At 45.1% G+C, this 17,429-nt stretch carries 17 protein-coding genes; 9 read left to right on the top strand and 8 right to left on the bottom strand.

What is annotated here, in order from left to right:
• Nucleotides 1–6 precede the first annotated feature (6 nt).
• Nucleotides 7–942, bottom strand: a complete 936-nt coding sequence (locus ICN35_RS08075; protein WP_216126312.1) for a hypothetical protein — start codon at nt 940–942, stop codon at nt 7–9.
• Nucleotides 943–997: 55 nt separating this feature from the next.
• Here ICN35_RS08075 and ICN35_RS08070 point away from each other — a divergent pair, with 55 nt between their 5' ends.
• Nucleotides 998–1,765: a fumarylacetoacetate hydrolase family protein gene (locus tag ICN35_RS08070; RefSeq protein WP_216126309.1), complete on the top strand. Its 768-nt coding sequence runs from the start codon at nt 998–1,000 to the stop codon at nt 1,763–1,765.
• Between the two features lie 77 nt (nt 1,766–1,842).
• On the opposite strand, the gene ICN35_RS08065 is transcribed toward ICN35_RS08070, so the two are convergent.
• Together ICN35_RS08065 and ICN35_RS08060 are read right to left on the bottom strand one after the other, a co-directional pair.
• A complete protein-coding gene (locus tag ICN35_RS08065) occupies nt 1,843–2,862 on the bottom strand; it encodes a 2-dehydropantoate 2-reductase (RefSeq protein WP_216126306.1) in 1,020 nt (339 codons plus the stop codon).
• A gap of 103 nt (nt 2,863–2,965) precedes the next feature.
• Nucleotides 2,966–4,381, bottom strand: coding sequence for a sodium:solute symporter family protein (locus tag ICN35_RS08060; RefSeq protein WP_216126303.1), 1,416 nt, complete (start codon nt 4,379–4,381; stop codon nt 2,966–2,968).
• Between the two features lie 107 nt (nt 4,382–4,488).
• Here ICN35_RS08060 and ICN35_RS08055 point away from each other — a divergent pair, with 107 nt between their 5' ends.
• Entirely contained in the window at nt 4,489–5,469 is a 981-nt protein-coding gene (locus tag ICN35_RS08055) for a squalene/phytoene synthase family protein (RefSeq protein ID WP_216126301.1), read from the top strand.
• 3 nt (nt 5,470–5,472) lie between these two features.
• Here ICN35_RS08055 and ICN35_RS08050 read toward each other — a convergent pair whose 3' ends face one another.
• On the bottom strand, nt 5,473–5,985 hold the full coding sequence (locus ICN35_RS08050) for a methylated-DNA--[protein]-cysteine S-methyltransferase (RefSeq protein WP_216126297.1): 513 nt from the start codon (nt 5,983–5,985) through the stop codon (nt 5,473–5,475).
• 130 nt (nt 5,986–6,115) lie between these two features.
• Between ICN35_RS08050 and ICN35_RS08045 the strand changes: the two genes are divergently transcribed.
• Genes ICN35_RS08045 through zapD form a run of 6 tightly spaced genes read left to right on the top strand, consistent with a single transcriptional unit; the run spans nt 6,116 to nt 11,426 of the window.
• Nucleotides 6,116–7,405: an HlyC/CorC family transporter gene (locus ICN35_RS08045; RefSeq protein ID WP_216126294.1), complete on the top strand. Its 1,290-nt coding sequence runs from the start codon at nt 6,116–6,118 to the stop codon at nt 7,403–7,405.
• Nucleotides 7,402–8,484 carry a GspE/PulE family protein gene (locus ICN35_RS08040; RefSeq protein ID WP_216126292.1) on the top strand — a complete coding sequence of 361 codons (1,083 nt, stop codon included), beginning with the start codon at nt 7,402–7,404 and terminating at the stop codon, nt 8,482–8,484. Before ICN35_RS08045 ends, ICN35_RS08040 begins: the two co-directional genes overlap by 4 nt.
• Nucleotides 8,475–9,521, top strand: a complete 1,047-nt coding sequence (locus tag ICN35_RS08035) for a type II secretion system F family protein (RefSeq protein WP_216126289.1) — start codon at nt 8,475–8,477, stop codon at nt 9,519–9,521. The genes ICN35_RS08040 and ICN35_RS08035 overlap by 10 nt, the downstream gene beginning before the upstream one ends.
• Complete coding sequence (locus tag ICN35_RS08030) at nt 9,521–10,021, top strand: A24 family peptidase (protein ID WP_216126285.1); 501 nt, start codon at nt 9,521–9,523, stop codon at nt 10,019–10,021. Before ICN35_RS08035 ends, ICN35_RS08030 begins: the two co-directional genes overlap by 1 nt.
• Nucleotides 9,997–10,641, top strand: coding sequence for a dephospho-CoA kinase (gene coaE / locus ICN35_RS08025; RefSeq protein WP_216860842.1), 645 nt, complete (start codon nt 9,997–9,999; stop codon nt 10,639–10,641). Before ICN35_RS08030 ends, coaE begins: the two co-directional genes overlap by 25 nt.
• A 32-nt stretch (nt 10,642–10,673) precedes the next feature.
• A complete protein-coding gene (gene zapD, locus ICN35_RS08020) occupies nt 10,674–11,426 on the top strand; it encodes a cell division protein ZapD (protein ID WP_216126282.1) in 753 nt (250 codons plus the stop codon).
• Here zapD and ICN35_RS08015 read toward each other — a convergent pair.
• From ICN35_RS08015 to secA, 4 genes are all read right to left on the bottom strand, one after another.
• Complete coding sequence (locus tag ICN35_RS08015) at nt 11,423–11,839, bottom strand: NUDIX domain-containing protein (protein ID WP_215296207.1); 417 nt, start codon at nt 11,837–11,839, stop codon at nt 11,423–11,425. The two genes, zapD and ICN35_RS08015, sit on opposite strands and share 4 nt — an antisense overlap.
• A 15-nt stretch (nt 11,840–11,854) precedes the next feature.
• Nucleotides 11,855–12,712 carry an ATP-binding protein gene (locus tag ICN35_RS08010; protein WP_216126279.1) on the bottom strand — a complete coding sequence of 286 codons (858 nt, stop codon included), beginning with the start codon at nt 12,710–12,712 and terminating at the stop codon, nt 11,855–11,857.
• A 13-nt stretch (nt 12,713–12,725) separates the two neighbouring features.
• Nucleotides 12,726–13,961, bottom strand: coding sequence for a bifunctional glutamate N-acetyltransferase/amino-acid acetyltransferase ArgJ (gene argJ, locus ICN35_RS08005; protein WP_216126276.1), 1,236 nt, complete (start codon nt 13,959–13,961; stop codon nt 12,726–12,728).
• A 142-nt stretch (nt 13,962–14,103) separates the two neighbouring features.
• The gene (gene secA, locus ICN35_RS08000) at nt 14,104–16,869 is read right to left on the bottom strand and encodes a preprotein translocase subunit SecA (protein WP_216126272.1); all 2,766 of its coding nucleotides are present in this window, start codon (nt 16,867–16,869) and stop codon (nt 14,104–14,106) included.
• 15 nt (nt 16,870–16,884) lie between these two features.
• On the opposite strand from secA, the gene ICN35_RS07995 reads away from it, so the two are divergent.
• The gene (locus ICN35_RS07995; RefSeq protein WP_255535767.1) at nt 16,885–17,427 is read left to right on the top strand and encodes a hypothetical protein; all 543 of its coding nucleotides are present in this window, start codon (nt 16,885–16,887) and stop codon (nt 17,425–17,427) included.
• The last annotated feature ends 2 nt before the right edge of the window (nt 17,428–17,429 follow it).

Raw genomic sequence — 17,429 nt, 5'->3', positions numbered from 1 at the left:
AAACGCTTAATTTCCAACGCTTTGCATTCTGAGTTCACGCGCTGTAATGCGCGCCTGTTCAGCTTCATCACGCAATCTTTCAACTTCTTGCTTAGATAACTTTTCAAGATTGGAATAGTCCAATTTCCAACTAGGATCCACCGACCAAACGAGGGGTGATTGCATCGTGGTTCGAGCTGCAGGAGCAGACTCCAATAGGCGCAGTGCTAATTCAAAATTGAGAATCTGAGACTCGGGATCCTTGGGTTTTGCAGCAGCATTTCCTAATGGAAAATCGCTAAACAAAAATCTGGGAACGCCACAATACTCAACAATATCTTTTGCTGCGCCCATCACTACTGTTGAAATACCTGCTTCCTCCAGATATCTCGCCAATAAACTTTGGCTCTGATGGCAGACAGGACAATTCGGAATTAAAACAGCGACCTCAACATGATCTGCACGCAACATATCCAAAATGATTGGGGCGTCTATCTCGAGAGTATGACGTTGACTGCGATTAGTAGGTAAACCATAAAAATGGGGAGAAAGTGCCAGGATCCTGCCCGCCTTTACAGCCTGCTGAGCTGCTGACAATGGAAACCAACAAGGCATATCTTCCATATTGGCATTTTTACGATCAATGCCGACATGCGCAATTCTTAAATCGATATCGCCATCTATTGAATATTCATAGGGCTGATAAAACTTTGCTGCCGCGTTATAAGGGGCACCAGGACCTTGATTGCCTTTGCTAGCATCAAAGGGTACTGCGGTAGTAATTAAACCCAAAATAGATTGATTGAGGGGTTTCTTGAGCGGCGTAAATGGCGCATCAATATAGTGAGCCCACACATAGGGATTGTCGTATCCCAAACCTAAATAATAGCTACGGGTGCGTTCCATGTAACGAACGGGCTGATCCAATTCTGGTGCAAAAACGAGCTCAGAAGTCTTAGACATCAACTCACCCCTGTAAGATATTGACTATCAAATATTTAATTCATAGGAACTCATTATGGCTCAATGGCTCAAATTTCAACATCAAGGAAAAAGCGGTTTAGGACAAGTGCAGGGTGACCAAATCGCGGTGTACTCAGGCGACTTGTTTCAAAACCCAAAACCGACTGGCGAAACCGTAAAATTGGTCGATGTCACCATTGACATCCCATGTATCCCATCCAAGATGGTTGCCATGGTGGATAACTTTCATGCGCTCGTAACTAAGCTTGAGCACGCCGTACCTGCCGAGCCGCTGTATTTCCTCAAAGGCAATAATTCCTTTCTGGCTACCAATCAAGTGATTCGCACTCCCAAGTCCTATTCAGGAAAGGTAGTTTATGAGGGAGAACTTGGTATCGTGATTGGTAAGCGCATCCATGAAGCAGATGAGGCTGAGGCAGCAAAAGCGATTTTTGGTTACACCTGTATTAACGATGTCACTGCCATTGAGATTCTGAATCGTGATCCTGGTTATGCACAGTGGACCCGCTCCAAGAGCTTCAACACTTTTGGTGTCTTTGGTCCTTACATCACTACCGATGTTGACCCAAGCAAATTAACTATCAAAACTATTCTCAATGATCAAGAGCGTCAGAATTACCCCATATCAGACATGATCTTCCCACCAGCCAAATTGGTAAGCCTAATTTCCCAAGATGTGCCTTTAGAGGTAGGTGACATCATTGCATGCGGCACTTCAGTAGGCGTTGGCTCTATGAAACCTGGTAGCAATGTCAGCATCATCATTGATGGCGTGGGTCGACTCGATAATCGCTTCGAATAGTTGACTCTCTACAAGACAAAAACCCTTGCTATGTTAAGTAGCAAGGGTTTTTTATTTACTGAAAGAACTAAAAGTTTTTAGTAGCCTGATACCGATGGCAATGCCAAGCTACCTCTAGAGGCCTGCACGTTTTCATCCAAATATTTCGTTAAAGCAAATACCGTATTCAAACAAGGTGTAGGTGTCTGAGTAATCTTGCCTAACTCAATTACTGAGCCCAAGAGTGCATCGATTTCTAAACTACGACCAGCCTCCAAGTCCTGCAACATTGAAGTCTTATGCTTGCCCACCTTCTCGGCACCCGCAATGCGACGCTCGATATCCACGCGGAAAGTAACACCGAGTTTTTCAGCAATCGTTTGTGCTTCAGCCATCATGCTGCGCGCTAATTCTTTGGTTAATGGATATTGGCAAATGCCTTCCAAAGTGCCGTGAGTCAATGAACTGATTGGATTGAATGTCATATTGCCCCACAGCTTGAGCCAAATTTCGGAACGGATATCCTCCAAAATAGGCGACTTAAAGCTAGCTGCACCCATCATCTCAGACATCTTCTGAATACGTTCAGTTACCTTACCATCCAGCTCGCCCAATGGGAAACGATTGCCTTCTACGTGACGAATCACACCCGGAGCTTGAGTAAAAGTTGCTGGATACACAACACAACCAATGATGTTGTTTGGATTAATGGCCTTCTTTGCTTGACCGCCAGCATCGACTGTTTCAACAGAATGGTCTTGAAATTCGCCACCCAGTTTTTGGAAATACCACCAAGGAATTCCGTTTTGCATCGGGATCAAAATCGTTTCTGGTCCCATGATCGCAGCTAAGTCATCAATAATCGGCTCAACTTGATGGGCCTTCACTGCCAAGATCACAACATCTGGTGTTTCAGCATCTCTAATTTTTTCTACTGCTTTTACTTCTGCCACTAAAGGCTCGGGTTGGTCATCCATAATTAATGCCAAGCCGCGCTCTTTAATTGCCGCTAAAGTTGCACCGCGCGCAACAACCGTTACATCATTACCCGATCGCGCCAACATGACAGCTAGGTAACCGCCAATGGCGCCACCTCCCCCGATCACACAGATTTTCATAGGAACCCCAGAAGAATAGAAAATTTAGTATTACTGTCATATTAGAGGAGAACATTTTGGGCTACAACACATTTGAGTGCCTAATTTTTAGGCACTACTGAAGCTAAACTGCCTTTAAAAGGTCTTTGGGTACTAGACTACCCAAAATCATGCCAGCAATACTGGCCAGTAAGCCCGCCAACTGAGGCGGCATGATGGCGTTAGGGGCCAAGATTTCACAGCTAATCCAAATAGTCAGGCCGCCAACCACGGCCAATAGACCGCCCAAAGAATTAGCCTTAGACCAATAGACCCCGAAGGCAAGGGGCACAAAAGCTGCCACTAGAGTCACCTTGTAAGCGCTCTCCACCATCTTAAAAATAGACAACTCAGAATTCACTGCAAAGAAAGTGACTATTACGGCAAAACACAATACTGTGATTCGCATGATTTTTAGTAAATCTTGATCGGATAGATGCTTGAAAAAGCCTCTCACAATATTTTCTGCAAAGGTCACTGAAGGTGCCAATAGAGTTGCACTGGCGCAACTCTTAATTGCCGAGAGTAAAGCGCCAAAGAACATTACCTGCGCAACGATGGGGACATGATGCAGAATCAGTTTTGGCAAAATCATTTGTGGATCGGTATCTAAGTATTCTTTTACCAAATCAGGATTAATCAAGGTCGCCGAATAGGCTAAGTACATCGGTACAAAAGCAAAAATAAAGTAAAGCACGCCACCGAGAATGGCAGCATTCACGGCAATGTTGACGTTCTTACTCGAGGTAATACGCTGGAAAACATCTTGCTGTGGAATGGAGCCTAGCATCATGGTACAAAGCGCTGCAACAAACCCGAGAATGGATGCCAAATTCATCTCCGGCCAGAAATTACTAAATTGCCCCGCTGCAGCAGCATGTTCAATGACTACGCTAAAACCACCTGTTTGCGCTGTCATCTCGCCGCCGATGTACAGCATGCCAATCACAATAATGATCATCTGAATAAAGTCGGTAATGGCTACTGACCACATGCCGCCGAAGAGGGTGTAGATCAAAACGCTGGCAGCACCAATCATCATGCCACCTGTTTGAGAAATACTGCCCTCAGACACCACGTTAAAAACTAAACCCAAGGCTTTAATCTGAGCAGCAACCCAACCCAAATACGAAACAACGATACAAAGGGTTACCAAGACCTCTACAGTGCGACCATATTTTTCCCGAAAGAAATCACCAATGGTGAGCATACGACGGTTGTAGAGATGTCGCGCAAAAAAGAGGCCAACTAAAATCAAACAAAGAGAGGAGCCAAATGGATCTGAGACAACGCCCCCCAAGCCTTCTTTCAAAAAGGTGGCAGGAATGCCTAAAACTGTCTCGGATCCAAACCAGGTAGCAAAAACAGTGGCCGTCACAATTGGCATTGGAAGGCTATGACCTGCTGCTGCAAAGTCCGCAGTATTTTTTACGCGCAATGCAGCCCATAGGCCGATGCCAACCGATATAACCCAGTAAATGATGACGAACCAAATCAGCACGCCTGATTTCTCCTTGCAGAATTTGGTGAAATTATATGGCTATGTCACTTTTGTTACTAAGGAAATAAGTCCCAATTCAGGGCAAGTTCGTCTGACATAATTGACGGGTGCAATCACCTAAATCTAACCCTATCGAGAATCTAGATATTGATCTAGCCTACCAAAAAGCCATTTTGGGCTCGGTATCGCGAACCTTTGCACTCACTATCCCCTTGCTACCACCAGAGATGGAAAAGGTCGTTGGCAATACCTACCTGCTTTGCCGCATTGTCGATACGATTGAAGATGCCGCAGACCTCAGCCCAGAGACTAAGCAAACATTATCTAAATTATTTCTCGATGCTGTTCTGGATAAATTACCGGTACAGTTATTTGTCGATCCCTGTCTCCAAGAGTTAAAGGGCTATGACAATCAAGATGAGCTTGATTTAATTACACATACCCCAACCGTCCTCAGAATTTTGCATACTTGCTCTAGTGCAGATCAAGTGGCAGTGAGTCACTGTATTTCCATCATGTCTGAAGGCATGTCGCATTTTCATGGGAAGCAAACTGAATCAGGTTTAAGGGATCTGCAAGAGTTTGAGAAATATTGCTATGTGGTAGCTGGAGTTGTTGGCGAACTCCTGACAAGCATCTTTAGGAATCACTCTGCTAAGTTTGCAATAAATATTCAGGGACACGAGGCCCTCTCGGTTGCTTTTGGTCAAGCTCTGCAAATGACTAACATTCTCAAAGACTCGCCCGAGGACAATGCACGAGGCGTCTCATGGAAGCCAGGCAATATGACTCAAGCTGAGCTGCTCAAGATTGCGTATCAAAAACTTCAAGATTCGATGAGTTACATTCTTCTGATTCCGAAAGAAGAGGCTGGGGTAAGGCGCTTTTGTTTTTTAGCTTTTGGCTTAGCAGTGATGACACTCTCCAAAATAGCTGCTCGTAAACAATTTGATCACAAAGATGAAGTAAAGCTTTCTAGAAAAACAGTAATGGCTTTTTATGCTTTTACCAAAGTAGCTGTTGGTAGCGATGCCCTCATGAAGCTCTTTTTTCATAATGCATCAAGCCCACTTAGAAAAGCCCTTTAAAACTTAAAGCACTCCCTCGTGCTTTAAAAGCCATATTTTTATTTGGCGATAAAGACCTGGTGAATTTTCTTTCATAAATCCGCCAATGCCTTGCGCGGAAACGACGCGATGACAGGGTGTGATCAAAGGAAAAGGGTTAGCGCCACATGCAGTGCCCACCGCACGGGGACCACTCTTGATAACGCTAGCTACCTCACCATAAGTTTTTGCCTTTCCGGCTGGTATCTCCCGAATCTGTTGCCATACCTTTTGCTGGTGAACAGTACCCATAGGCTTCATAGGTAAATCAAATTGGAACTGTGGGTCCTTAAAGTAGGCTGTACATTGCTTAGCCACCTCCTTAGCCAGCTCATTCTGAGGCTTTGATAAAGCGGCTTTAGCTGGCAGGTAGTCGATCTTCGATAGCATGAGACTTCCATCGACTAATTCAGTCAAAATCCCCAATTTTCCAAAAGGGGCGTCGATGACGCAGTAACGCGCACTTTCTGAAAGAGGTGATTTTTTAGAGGAGGGCATGGGGATAATTCTCACATAATTCGGTAAGGCAGATTACAAGCCTTTCTACCCTAGCCATAGCTTGTGAATATGGCTTGTGAAAGCCTACTTTGCTATATTGAATCATCCTTAATTTTTGCAGGCAAACACCATGGACAATTTTTTTGACGATTGGCCCCTTTATAGCCAGGCTGCCTTAGTCCTATTTTTGCTCGCGCTTTCTGGCTTCTTTTCGATGGCCGAAACTAGTATGTTGTCATCGAACCGCCATCGCTTACGCGCCATGGCCAATAGCGGTAATACAGGCGCCGCTCTAGCAGAAAGACTTCTCAAGCGAATTGATTCCCTTTTATCAGTCCTACTGATATCCAACAATCTCATCAATACCATCCTACCTATTCTGGTAACTGGTATTGCCCTCCATCTATTTGGTGATAGTGGACTGGTTCTATCAATTGCCACTCTGGTAGTTGCATTACTGATCATCATCTTTAGCGAAATCACTCCTAAGGTCATTGGTGCCGCCTTTCCCGAAAAGATTGCCTCAAATGTGGGCTGGCTCATTCTGCCGCTGACTTTCTTATTAAAGCCCTTGCTCTGGCTGATAAACAGTTTTGTTTCTGGTTTGATGAAGGTTTCTGGCCTGCAATCATCCTCAGATAGTAGAACGATGAGCAAAGAAGAGTTGCGTAGCTTGGTTTTGGAATCCAATCGCTTTGTTTCTAATCACCATCGCAATATTTTGCTCAACCTATTTAACCTAGAAAACATCACAGTGGATGATGTCATGACACCAAGGTCAAAAATAGAAATTTTGGATCTTGCTAGACCCATTGATGAAGTAGTTCAGCAATTAGAAACTTGTTATCACAACAAATTACCGGTTTGCGATGGCGACTCCGAAAGAATTGTAGGCATCCTATCGGTTAAGAAAGCCTTGTCTTTATTGGGCGATTCAGACCTAAAGCACGAAGACTTTAGATCCTTGGTTAATGAGCCTTACTTCATACCGAGCGGTACACCGGTATTACAGCAGATGCAATTTTTCCAAGACAACCAGCAACGCTTAAGTCTAGTAGTGAATGAGTATGGCGAGGTTCTTGGTCTAGTTACCTTTGAGGATATTGTGGAGGAGCTCATTGGCGAATTTACAACCTCATTCTCCAGTCTCTCTACCGATCCGCATTGGCTTTCAGACGGCACCTATCTGGCTAGTGGCGGAGCATCCTTACGAGACCTCAATCGTCTTTTGAATTTGAATCTACCGCTCGATGGGCCACGAACTTTAAATGGGCTGATTTTAGAAAATCTTGAAGCGATTCCTGACCATGATGTCAGCATCAAAATTGCTGGCGTTGTCATGGAAATCGTACAGTTTGATGATCAAGGAGTGAAGACTGTCAAACTCTATCGCCCTACCCTCAATCAAGATCAAGATTGAACCTTTCTCAAGATGACTCACTCATTATTCGCACCTGGTATGAAATCGCAGCAAATGCAATTCACGCCAGGGCGAGTGATATTCACATTGAAGCGTGTGCTCTAGGAACGCAAGTTCGCATTCGAGTGGATGGCTTACTCCAAGCTCAGTCACAATACCCTGCCGAACTGCATGAGCGTCTCATTACGCGTATCAAGATATTGGCGCGTTTAGATATTGCAGAAAAACGCATTCCTCAAGATGGTCGTCTCTGCATTGGCTTAGATTTTTCAAAACCCACCATTGATTGTCGCGTCTCAATACTTCCAACCCTTCATGGTGAAAAAGCAGTTATTCGCATCCTTCCCAATCGTCTTGAGGAACTCTCCCTAGAGCAAACGGGTTTACTACCTGAGCAACTGCATATTTTTCAAAAAGCGATTGCAAGACCTAACGGCTTAATACTAGTAACGGGCCCGACAGGCAGCGGCAAAACGCGTACGCTTTATAGCTGCCTACACGCACTTAATCAAAGCCATCGCAACCTTTGTTCGATTGAAGATCCCATCGAAATTCGTCTTCCTGGCGTTAATCAAGTGGCGTATCACCCACGCGCAGGCCTTGATTTTTCAGTCATTATCAAAGCACTCCTCAGACAAGATCCTGATGTCATCATGATTGGAGAGATTCGGGATGGGGCTACTGCGGCACTTGCAATTCAGGCTGCACAAACAGGACATCTTGTTTTAAGCACCTTACACACGCGCGATGCCAGAGCTGCACTCACTAGACTCAAAAATCTCGGGATAGATCAAGAATCGCTTGAATCTTGTTTGCAAAGTGTCAGTTCTCAGCGTTTAGTTCGAACACTCTGCCGTGAATGTAAAAACTGCACTGCAGGCAATGTCTCTGAAGTTTGTAGAGTTTGTAAGGGCATTGGTTACTTTGGTCGCATCGGAGTACATGAGGTTCTAGGTCGTCAGCAATTATTTGACCCATCCTTGCCCTACCTCAATATCGCTGAAGCTGGATTACATCATGTCAAAAAGGGGAACATTGATCAAGCCACCTTAGATACTGAGGTATGTACATGGCACTAAACAAGCAATCGCAATTAGATTTCGCTCAGCAATTACTCACCTTGTTTAATGCTGGGCTAGCCCTCTTGAATGCCATTGAACTCATTCAGTCTTCAGCGCCTAAAGACTGGCAGCATTGGCTCAGGGATGTACAGGCTCATTTAAAGAAAGGTAACAGTTTTTCTCAAAGCCTCATGGCACAACACAATCTGTTTTCGATGGAGTTCATTAATCTGATCCGTGTGAGTGAACGTACAGGAGATATTGAGCTTGCACTCAAGACTATTTGCCAACAACTAGAAGCTCAAATTGAATTAAGGCGCAAAGTACAACAAGCACTAAGCTACCCCATCATTACCTTAAGCAGCTCGCTTCTATTGGTCATCGTCATGATGATTTGGGTAGTGCCAGTATTTAAAGATGTCTTTGTTCACTTTCAAGCAGAATTACCGCCGCCGACCAAAGCACTCATTCAAATATCGTCCATCATGAATCATTTCTTTATAGAAATCTGTGCCTGCCTTCTTACTAGCACTCTCATCTGCTTACTTGCTTGGATAAAATCTATTTACTTACAAAAAATGTGTGATCAATGGAGTTTTCGGATACCGCTACTGGGCAAATTGCTTCGCTTGGCTGCCCTGACTTACTGGTGTCGAACCCTGGGCCATCTTCTAGAGTCAGGTTTACCACTTCCTGATGCGCTACGCGTCACCGCGCAATCCTCTAATCACTGGCTCAGTCATGATCTCAGTGCAGAAGTTTTTAAACACCTGACCCGAGGCTGGCCCTTAGGTGCGTCCTTGAAAAAGGCTGATCCAAAACATTCTTTTTTCGACACTGAGACTTTGCAATTACTTCATATTGCAGCGGAAAGTGGCTTTCTTGCACAGATGCTAAGTAAGCGCGCCAACACTTTAGGCTCTCAACTCAGCGGTAGCCTCAATAATCTCAGCCAGACTCTAGAGCCCTTGCTCATCATGCTAGTTGGCATCATCATTGGTGGACTGGTCATTATTCTGTATCTACCAATATTTAATTTAGGGCAAATCGTTTAATGCATGCTTTAACGATAATTGATTTAGTTCGCACCTTGCTGATCTTGGCTTTGGTTTACCTAGCCTATATCGATCTGCGAACTTTTCGCCTACCTGATGCCATAACTATTCCCATGATTGCCGCTGGCTTGGTCTTTAATTACTTTCCAATTTTAGGATTGACCAGCTTTCCAAATGCGATTGCAGGTGCATTCCTTGGATATGCATTTTTATGGGGGCTCAACTTCATTTATAGATGGGCTAAAAAGCAAAATGGGGTCGGCATGGGCGATGCAAAACTGCTAGCTGCACTTGGAGCATGGTTTGGCCTCAGCGCTTTACCAGGAATTTTATTGGTGGCATCCATCAGCGGCCTGCTTGGAGGGCTCATCTGGCTTAGATATCAAAAGCAATCTATTCGCTCAGCATTTCCTTTTGGACCATTCCTGGCTGTTGCTGGCATCATTGAGTTGTTATGGCCACAGATCCTCCAAACATGGTTTCTGAACAATCCGATTTAAGCGGACTCAAGGGGCGCATTCCCCTGATCGGTCTAACCGGAGGCATTGGCTCAGGCAAAACTGCAGTCAGCGATTTACTGGGCAGCTTAGGAGCGGGGATTGTAGATACGGATCTCATAGCCCATCAGATCACCTCGCCAAAGGGAGTGGCAATAGAAGCTATAAAGGAACAATTCGGCGCCGACTATCTTGATGCAGACGGGGCATTAAAGAGGGGCAAGATGCGCGCCCTAGTCTTTGCCAAGCCTGAGGCGAGAAAGAACTTAGAGGCGATTACCCACCCCCTGATCCGCCTGGAAACTATCAAGCAAGCCAAGCGATTAGCTGCTGAAGGAGTGCCCTACTTAGTCTTTGTCGTTCCTCTCCTGCTTGAATCAGGCTCTTGGCAAGGACTGCTTGACCAGTTAGTGGTGGTGGACTGCCCTGAAGAAGTCCAAATTACCAGAGTGATGCAGCGCAGCAATTTACCCCGGGCAGAGGTGGAAAAAATTATGCAGACTCAAGCAGCCAGAAAAGATCGTCTTGCTAGTGCGGATATCGTTATTGAGAATCAAGCCAGCTTTGAGAAGTTGAAAGCTGAAGTAAACCATTTGCACGAAAAAATCCTACAGATTAAGTAAGAACAGCTCAGTTCGTCATAGAATATGGGCTTGTGATTGTCTACGAATACCCCTTCAATGAATTAGTTCGAAGCATGCTTCGACTGGAGTATTTGTTCGCCCGCTTCAATCATTTCGTTCGCTCCGATGACCCCGAACTTCATCACAATGCAATCGCCATGTTGTTTGACCTTGGGGACATTGGTGCACGCGGCGACATCAAATCACTACTACTAAAAGAATTTGAGCGTCAAAAATATGCCCTCAATGGACTTAAGACCTCACAAAAAGTAGATCAAGAAACTCTTTCTCAAACACTAGCAGAAATATATTCTGTTGCTAGCAAGATTAATCAATCTACTGGTAGACCAAACTTAGCAATTTCTGAGAGCGAGTGGCTCAATAGTATTCGTACACGCTTAAATATTCCCGGGGGTACAAGTCCAATTGATTTGCCTAGCTATCATGCTTGGAAAAATAGTCCATCGAATGAGCGTCGCAAGTTACTAGAAAATTTTGCGCATCCCTTATTACCATGGCAAGATGCCTGTCAATTATTTTTACGCTTACTGCGTCAGTCAGGTGAAGCAAAAGATGTCTTGGCTCACAACGGCTCATTCCAGCAAGCACCTTCTGGGAAAATTTATCAGCTGATGCGAGTTGCGGTAGAAGATGACACGCTCTTCTCCGAGATTAGCGCCAATAAATATTTACTATCCGTGCGCTTTATGCAAACAGATCGTGATAAAAAATCACAGCCTGCAAATAAGGATGTGTCATTCAAGCTGACGCTCTGCCACTTCTAGGTCAAAAGGGCTTTCAGCCTGTCCAGCATTGGCCAAGCGGCTGGTAATAGCGGTTCCACACTAGGCTTTTCTGAGCTTAATAATTGCCAGGACAGGGACTGGCCTTCGCAGCCTTTTGGAGTACCTATCCATTCTCGAATAATGCTCACATGTAAGCGTACATAAGCATGCGGATAGTCATACTCGAGGATGGTTAATTCTTCACTCGCATGAATGTCGATACCAAGCTCTTCTTGTAGCTCACGTTTCAGCGCCTCGAAAACAGATTCGCCTTTTTCAATCTTGCCGCCAGGTACTTCCCAATAACCTGCATAGGGCTTGCCTTCTGGTCTTTGTCCCAATAGATAGCGACCGGATTGATCCAGCAATATTCCAGCGGCTACTTCAGTAACGGGTCGATTAATTTCACTCACCAGAATCAATCCATCTTAGGCGTGTGATCCAGCCCAATGTTTTGCAAACTGCCAAGCCACACGGCCAGAACGAGAACCGCGCTCTAAAGCCCAAACGAGCGCTTCTGCACGAGCAGCCGAAATTTGCTCCGCACTCAAACCAAAATGTGCCAACCAGTGCGCCACAATTGCCAAATATTCATCTTGCTTAGGCGGATAAAACGAGAGCCACAAACCAAAGCGCTCTGATAAAGAAATCTTTTCTTCCACCACCTCACCTGGATGAATTTCGCCATCATCGCCATGTACATAACCTTCGTTGTCCTTCATATACTCCGGCAATAAATGACGACGATTAGAGGTGGCATAGATCAAAATATTATCGACTTGAGCCGATACTGAGCCATCAAGAGCAGATTTCATAGCCTTATAGCCTGACTCACCGTCTTCAAAGGAGAGATCGTCGCAGAAAATAATGAAGCGCTCGGGACGATCAGCCAGAAGCTCCGTGATATCGGCCAAGTCGGCAAGATGCTCTTTTTCCACCTCTACCAGACGCAGGCCTTGGCTTGCAAACTCGTGCAAGCTGGCTTTAATCAAGGAAGACTTACCCGTTCCTCGGGCGCCAGTAAGCAGAATATTATTGGCTGGTTTTTTCTGGATGAAATTTTTAGTGTTATCCCGAATCGCATCTCTTTGACGATCAATGTTTTGAAGGTCTTCAAAGGTAATATCAGACACATGCTTGACTGGCTGTAAAAATCCAATACTGCCAAAGATACTGTCTCTACGACGCCATCTAAATGCAGTGGAAGATTTCCACTGTTCATCAGTTAGTGGTTTTGGTAAAAAGGTTTCGAGATGGTCTAAAAGACGGTCAAATTTTTCATTCATATGATTGATATCTTTAAGAGCGATAGTCCGCATTAATCGAAACATAGTCATGTGACAAGTCACAGGTCCACATCGTTTGAGTAGCAGCTCCGCGCCCTAGATCAATCTTGACTGTAATTTCTGGAGCCTGCATTACTCTTTGACCATCTGCCTCTTGATAACTTGGATTGCGCCCGCCATCTTTAGCAACCCAAACATCACCCAGCCACATTTGGACATGATTAACGTCTAAGTCTTTTATGCCTGCGTAACCAATAGCCGCAAGAATACGACCCAAATTAGGATCACTCGCGAAGAACGCGGTTTTAACCAATGGTGAATGAGCTACTGCTTTTGCTACTAGACGGCATTCTTCAGCAGTCTTGCCACCAACCACTTCAATTGTCATGAACTTAGTGGCACCTTCGCCATCACGCACAATCATCTGCGCTAATTTTCTAGCTAGGGTAATTAAAGCCTCGCGCACGATGGTGTAACTGGGGTCGCTGATCGACTTGATGTGTACTGACGATTGATCAGTCGCCATGATGATGAAGGAATCATTAGTCGAGGTATCACCATCAATCGTGATAGCATTAAACGAAAGATCAGCAACCTCGCGAGTGAGTTCGCTCAATAAGCCAGGGGCAAAACCAGCGTCAGTGGCGATAAATCCCAACATAGTTGCCATATTGGGATGAATCATTCCTGCGCCCTTACAAATACCCGTCAACACAACTTGACCAGCTGGCGTTTGAACCGTGACTGAACTTGCCTTTGGCTGAGTATCTGTAGTCATGATTGCTTGGGCCGCATCAAACCAGTTGTCCTCACCCAAATTAGCTACTGCCTTGGGAAGCGCAGTAATGATTTTCTGAATCGGTAAAGACTCCAGAATCACCCCTGTTGAAAATGGCAAGATCTGCTCTGGATTGATCTTGAGATCCTTGGCTAAAGCAGCGCATGTTTCTAAAGCATGTTTCATACCCTGCTCACCTGTGCCGGCGTTTGCATTACCAGTGTTGACAACTAAGGCCCGAATTTCGCCATTTCGACCCTCTTGCGCCAGATGCTCGCGGCAAACTTGAACAGGGGCGGCGCAAAAACGATTCAAGGTAAAAACACCAGCGACTTGTGAGCCAGGAGCAAGAGTCATCACCAATAAATCTTTACGATTGGCCTTCTTAATTCCAGCTTCAGCGATACCCATCTCAAAACCTTTAACAGGCTTCAGATCGGCTTTTTGGGGGAGAGGTAAATTAACTGTCATAGTCCGATAATTGTAGATGAGGCGTATCAAAAACAGGGGGAGATATCAATTTATCTCCCACTTCGGCATTGAAATAAAAATAGCCAAAAAAAAGCTCTGCATTAGCCGAGCCATTTGATTATTAATGCATTCAGGGCGATGGTTAAGTTAATGCACCACAGCAGTTCTTGTATTTCTTGCCACTACCACAAGAACAAGGATCGTTTCGACCAATCTTCGGACCAGTACGGACTGGCGCTGGCTGAATATCAATTGCAGCGCCGCGATCACCAGTAGAGCCAGCAACTTCCATATCGGCATCTGCATGCTGGTACTGAAGATCTTTTAACTTAGCTAAATCTTCATTCATCGATTCTGCTGCGCGATCTAATTCACTCGCACTACGAATCTGTACCGTCGTGATGCTCTTAACAACATCATTCTTAATAGTGCTCAAGAGTTCACCATATAGCTCAAAGGCTTCGCGGCGATACTCTTGTTTTGGATCCTTTTGGGCATAGCCCCGCAAGTGAATTCCTTGGCGCAAATGATCTAAAGCAGCCAAGTGCTCACGCCAATGGATATCTACGCTATAGAGCAGTACAGAGCGCTCAAAGCCAGCAAAAGATTCACGTCCAGAGAGATCAACCTTCGCATCATAAGACTCTTTAGCACCAGCTAATACACGTTCCACGATCTCTGCGTCATCGACACTTTCCGCGCCCTCAACCCATTTCTGCAAATCAACCGTCAGACCCCACTCATTAGCTAGGGCATTCTCCAGTCCAAGCAAATCCCACTGCTCTTCCATAGACTCTAGGGGAACATAGAAAGAGCAAACGGAACGCAATACATCCTCGCGCAAATTAGCAATCAGCTCGCCAATATCCTGGCTCTCAAGTACTTCATTTCTGAGGCGATAGGTTTCTTTGCGCTGATCATTAGCAACGTCGTCATACTCGAGCAACTGCTTACGAATATCAAAGTTACGACCCTCGACCTTACGTTGCGCAGACTCAATAGAACGTGTCACCATACCCGCTTCAATCGGCTCGCCGTCAGGCATTTTCAAGCGCTCCATGACAGACCTTAAGCGGTCACCAGCAAAGATACGCAGCAATGGATCATCTAAAGACAGAAAAAAACGTGAAGAGCCTGGATCACCTTGTCGGCCAGAGCGACCTCTTAATTGATTGTCGATACGACGACTCTCATGGCGCTCAGTACCAATAATATGCAAACCACCTGCAGCTAACACTTGATCATGAATGCTTTGCCATTCATCTTGAAGCTGCTTAATCTTGCTCACTTTTTCTGAATCTGATAAAGCCTCATCAGCTTCAATCAAGGTGGACTGCTTGCCCACATTACCACCAAGCACGATGTCGGTACCACGACCAGCCATATTAGTGGCAATCGTAATCATCTTCGGACGACCTGCCTGCGCAATGATTTCTGCTTCACGGGCATGTTGTTTTGCATTCAAGACTTGATGCGGCAACTTACGCTTGTCTAATAAGCCAGAGATTAATTCTGAGTTTTCAATCGAGGTTGTACCAACCAATACTGGTTGACCACGCTCATAGCAATCTTCAATATCTTTGATAACAGCGTCATAACGTTCGCGAGAAGACTTATAGATTTGATCTTGTTTGTCTTTTCTTTGGCTAATACGATTGGGTGGAATGACTACGGTTTCAAGGTTATAAATTTCCTTGAACTCATATGCTTCAGTATCAGCAGTACCAGTCATACCAGCCAACTTGCCATACATCCGGAAATAGTTCTGAAAAGTAATCGTTGCTAAGGTTTGATTCTCATTCTGAATCGGTACACCTTCTTTAGCCTCGACTGCCTGATGTAAACCATCAGACCAACGACGGCCTTGCATTAAACGACCAGTAAATTCATCAACAATGATGACTTCTTTGTTTTGCACAACATAGTGTTGGTCTCGGTTGTACAAAGTATGTGCACGTAAGGCTGCATATACATGGTGCATCAAGGTGATGTTCTGTGGCGCATAGAGAGAGTCGCCATCATTTAAGGCAGCAATCTGAACCAATACTTGCTCAGCTTTATCGTGGCCCTGCTCAGTTAAATAGACCTGCTGAGATTTTTCATCTACCCAATAGTCACCTGGTTTTTCAACACCAGTACCATCCGCTTTCTCTTCACCAATCTGACGCTCTAAATGAGAAGGCAGCGCATTTATTTTGATATAGAGATCGGTGTGATCATCCGCTTGACCAGAAATAATTAACGGTGTGCGAGCCTCATCAATCAAAATCGAGTCAACTTCGTCAACGATCGCATAAGCTAAGCCACGTTGCACACGCTGATCCAAATCTTGGACCATGTTGTCGCGCAAGTAATCGAAACCGAATTCATTGTTGGTACCATAAGTAATGTCGGCTGCGTATGCTTCTTGCTTGGTGTTGTGATCCATCTGCGATAAATTGACACCCACCTTCATACCCAAGAAGTTATACAACTTCGCCATCCATTCAGCGTCACGTTGCGCCAAATAATCGTTCACCGTAACAACATGAACACCTTTACCAGTCAAAGCATTCAAATACACTGGGAGTGTGGCAGTTAAAGTTTTACCCTCACCCGTACCCATCTCAGCAATCTTGCCTTGGTGAAGTGCTAGTCCACCCATGAGCTGAGCATCAAAGTGACGCATTTTCATAACGCGTACGCTAGCTTCACGCACTACTGCGAATGCTTCAGGCGCAATGTCATCTAAAGACTCGCCAGCAGCCAGTCGAGACTTAAATTCAACAGTTTTAGCGGCAAGCGCAACATCATCCAAAGATTGCAGGCTTGGCTCGAAAGCACCAACCTTGGCAACGACTTTGCGATACTGTTTTAAGAGGCGGTCGTTACGACTGCCGACCAGGGTTTTAAGAAGACCGATTACCATGGGATATTGAAGAAAATGAAGACCTTGAGTTTATCACCCGTAACCCCATTTTTTATGAACTCTGCCCCTAAACCATCCCGCAAGCACAAGGCCTATGACTGGCTTGATTACCTACGCAAATCCAATGGTCTTGGGGGAATACTGGCTAAGACCGAAGATCTAGCCAGAATCAAGTCCACCTTAGGAATAGCGCTGGATAAACTGGGTTTGGGCCATCTCAGCCCCAAAATTGATGCTGGGTGGCACTCTGGAAGCCAAGATGAACTCTTTTTACTGGTCAGTAGTGCCAGCATCGCCAGTCGTTTGCAACAAAATTTACCTAGCTTAATCAATGAGTTATCAAAATTAGGGCTGAAATGCAGCGCTATTAAAGTCAAAATGAAGCCAGCGCCCGCAGGGTGGGAAGTAAAACCTCGCGCTAACGATCAGCAGCATCGCAAACCCCAAGGTTTTAATGCCATTGCTAAAAAATCATGGGAAGAGTTACTAGAAAAGCTTGCTCCAGACTCTGAACTGCGGAAGACGGTAGAGCGATTACTGCAGCATAAGCCGAAGTAATT

Origin of the sequence: Polynucleobacter sp. es-GGE-1 (assembly GCF_018882005.1) — a bacterium.
GTDB lineage: Bacteria > Pseudomonadota > Gammaproteobacteria > Burkholderiales > Burkholderiaceae > Polynucleobacter.
The sequence above is the reverse complement of the archived record's forward strand: the minus strand, read 5'-3'. Positions and strand labels throughout refer to the sequence as shown.